This is a genomic window from uncultured Senegalimassilia sp. (assembly GCF_934632265.1).
Classification (GTDB): Bacteria; Actinomycetota; Coriobacteriia; order Coriobacteriales; family Eggerthellaceae; genus Senegalimassilia.
In genome coordinates, this window is sequence record NZ_CAKTYH010000172.1 from 1 (window position 1) to 3,010 (window position 3,010).

4 protein-coding genes are annotated in these 3,010 nt (G+C 58.2%); 2 read left to right on the forward strand and 2 right to left on the reverse strand.

The genetic code is table 11. The features are described 5' to 3' along the window. The first annotated feature begins 356 nt into the window (after positions 1-356). Both Q0H50_RS09095 and Q0H50_RS09100 read left to right on the forward strand, forming a co-directional pair. Positions 357-944: a TetR/AcrR family transcriptional regulator gene (locus Q0H50_RS09095; protein ID WP_294421639.1), complete on the forward strand. Its 588-nt coding sequence runs from the start codon at positions 357-359 to the stop codon at positions 942-944. Between the two features lie 126 nt (positions 945-1,070). Next, positions 1,071-2,057 (forward strand): DUF5692 family protein, encoded by a 987-nt coding sequence (locus tag Q0H50_RS09100; protein ID WP_294421641.1) that lies wholly within the window; start codon positions 1,071-1,073, stop codon positions 2,055-2,057. A 77-nt stretch (positions 2,058-2,134) separates the two neighbouring features. On the opposite strand, the gene Q0H50_RS09105 is transcribed toward Q0H50_RS09100, so the two are convergent. Both Q0H50_RS09105 and Q0H50_RS09110 read right to left on the reverse strand, forming a co-directional pair. Further along, a complete protein-coding gene (locus Q0H50_RS09105; protein ID WP_294421643.1) occupies positions 2,135-2,479 on the reverse strand; it encodes a type II toxin-antitoxin system PemK/MazF family toxin in 345 nt (114 codons plus the stop codon). Beyond that, complete coding sequence (locus Q0H50_RS09110; protein WP_294421645.1) at positions 2,476-2,745, reverse strand: hypothetical protein; 270 nt, start codon at positions 2,743-2,745, stop codon at positions 2,476-2,478. The genes Q0H50_RS09105 and Q0H50_RS09110 overlap by 4 nt, the downstream gene beginning before the upstream one ends. Between the last annotated feature and the right edge of the window lie 265 nt (positions 2,746-3,010).

Here is a 3,010-nt window from a genome sequence, read left to right on the forward strand (position 1 = left end):
CACGATGGGAACCCGGCGGCGCTTGCCACCCTTCGCCTTCACCTGTTCGTTCGTTTCCATCACGCCCTCCTTTCACACTTGCATGCTTTTCGTTGCACTTGTGAACGTGATGGCCGCATAGTAGCAAGATTTCTCCATGAAATGTTTGACGTTTCTGCAAATGTGTTCATTGACGCTGCGTCAACGCGCCTCGTATGCTATGGCCATCGCAAGTACCCAAGGGGAAAGGGAAACGCGAAGCGCGCCAAGGGGAAAGCAAAGCGCGCACCTGAGAAAACGCCCGCACGCCGCGGACGCGCACCCGGGAAGGCAACGCGCATGGCGCAACAAACGCGCACCAAGGGGAGGTGGCACGGATGAGCGACGAAAGACGGCAGCAGATCGTCGACGCGGCACGGCAGCTCTACGAGGAGCAGGGCCTGTCCGCCACGACGGTGAAGGACATCAGCGAACGCTGCGGCGTGGCGCGGTCGCTGTTCTACCACTACTTCCGCGACAAGCAGGAGGTCACCTCCGCGGTCATCGACGATTTCGTGAACGACTACATCGAGTCGCTGCAGTTCTGGAACGAGCAGCGCACCCCCGGCGATATCGAGGGCAGCCTGGCGGGCGTTGTCACCGTCATGCGCGTAGGCGTCTTCGAACACTCGAGTTTCCGCCGCGCGCTCGACACGCACGAGAACGCGTCGCTGTACCTTGAGTTCATCAACCGCGTGGCCGACCGCATGGCCGCCTACTTCGTGGAAACCACCGTGCAGGACTACGCGCAGAACCACCCCATCGACATCGACCACGTCTACGAGACGTTCTACATACTGATCATGGGCATCTGCGGCTACGTGCGAACGCACCGCGACGCGCCCGACGAAGTGCTGCGCGACATCATCGCGCAAACGCTTCACATGGAGCGCGAAGCCAAGCGCAAACCGGTGCAAACCGGTTAACGGTCACTAACCAACCCAGGGAACAACCAGGCAAAACGCCTGGTGAAAGGGGCATCGTATGCGGCCCCGGGCATCGTGCGCCCGAAACGCCGTATGCGAGAGCGTATCGACTCAAGGGAGGTCATCATGTTGTTCCAAGTCTACGGCGACACCGCCGTCTACCAGTGGATCGGATGGGTGGTGGTGTTTCTCGCGCTCATCGGGTTCAACGAGGTCGCACGACGCACGAAGGCCGGCGGCATCACCTGCTTCCTGGTGATTCCCGCCATCCTGACCGCCTACTTCATCGCCATCTACGCCGGCGCCGCCGCCGGAGCCGACTGGGCGCTGAACAACCCGACGTACCTGTACATGAACAGCTGGTTCCATTACGCGAAGCTCTACGCGGCGACCGCCGGATGCATCGGCTTCATGATCTTGAAGTACCACTGGGGCAAGCTGGGCAACGCCGACTGGTTCAAGTGCTTCCCGTTCGTGATCGTGGCCATCAACATCCTGATCGCCGTGGTCAGCGACTTCGAGAGCGCCGTGCGCGCGTTCGGCACCACATGGGTGTCCTCCGAGGGCGTCACCCTGTACGGCGGCTGGCATAACGTGTTCAACGGCATCGCCGGCATCCTGAACATCTTCGTCATGACCGGCTGGTGGGGCATCTACACGTCCAAGAAGAAGCAGGACATGCTGTGGCCCGACATGACGTGGGTGTTCATCATCTCCTACGATATCTGGAACTTCTGCTACACCTACAACTGCCTGCCCACGCACTCCTGGTACTGCGGCCTGGCGCTGCTGCTGGCCCCCACCGTGGCCGGCATGCTGTGGAACAAGGGCGGCTGGATCCAGAACCGCGCCTACACGCTGAGCCTGTGGTGCATGTTCTGCCAGGTGGTGCCCATGTTCGCCAACGACTCCATCTTCGCCGTGCAGTCGGTGAACAACCCCGACGTGAACCTGGTCATCAGCGTGCTGGCGCTGGCCGCGAACGTAGCCGCCGTGGGCTACGTTGCCTACCGCGCCAAGAAGCTGGGCGTCAACCCCTACAAGCACGAGGTGTTCGTGGGAACGAAGGACTACGACAAGGCCATGGCGCGCCGCGAGGACATGGCCGCATAACGGAAGCCATACCATAGGCACATATTCCCCCAGCGTAAGGGCCTAGTTCGAGCATTCGAGCTGGGCCCTTGCCGCGATTAGATACCGAACATGGCGCCGATGCCGTTGAGCACCTGCGTCATGGTTTCCGTATCCATTGATGACCCTGTTTTCTTGGCGCAGCGTTTGGGGCTGCTCAAGTCGATAGCGCGTATTTGCTCTAAGCATACGCATCCATGTACGGCATTGCCGCTGGCTATCTCTACATGTAGGGGATGCCCGTTAACCGTCGATGTAATGGGACACACTACGGTAAGGCTCGAGAGAACATTATTGAAATATCCAACGGATACCACCAAAGCGGGCCGCATCTTCTTCGGCTCATGTCCAAGGGTAGGATCAAAATTGACTTCGATGATGTCGCCTTGTTCGAATAGGGTCATTCGACCACCTCAGCCCCGACATCGCTGCCACCCCATTCTTTACCAACTTTAGGGCCTTCCCAGCCTGCGGCAAACTCTTCCATGGTCATTCGTTTGCTCCGCGAGTAAGCCTGATGCATTGCTTCAAACGAAAACGTGAGCGATCGAGCCGATTCATTAACGGTTACTTTTGCAACGCTACCAACGTCGATTCCAAGTTGGCTGCACAGTTCGCTTGGAACCCGCAAGGCCTTGCTGTTCCCCCATTTACCGAGTACTGCGTCCATAGGGCTACCTCCCAAGAATGGATATCCGTGTATATCCATTATAGAAACTAGCTGCATCGGTTACAACCTCGCTTCCTTATCCTGCGCAAACGGATAGAGGCCCATAGAATAGGCGAAAAGTTGAATGCACAGGAAACTCCGTGATTGCGAGGATCTTACGGGCTTTAGGTACGTTCCGGAGACAAACGTAGCATGGGCATCAGTTTATTTTGAACCAATGCGCCCGTACTGGCTCGGTGAATGCAGTCAGTATACTATATTGGAA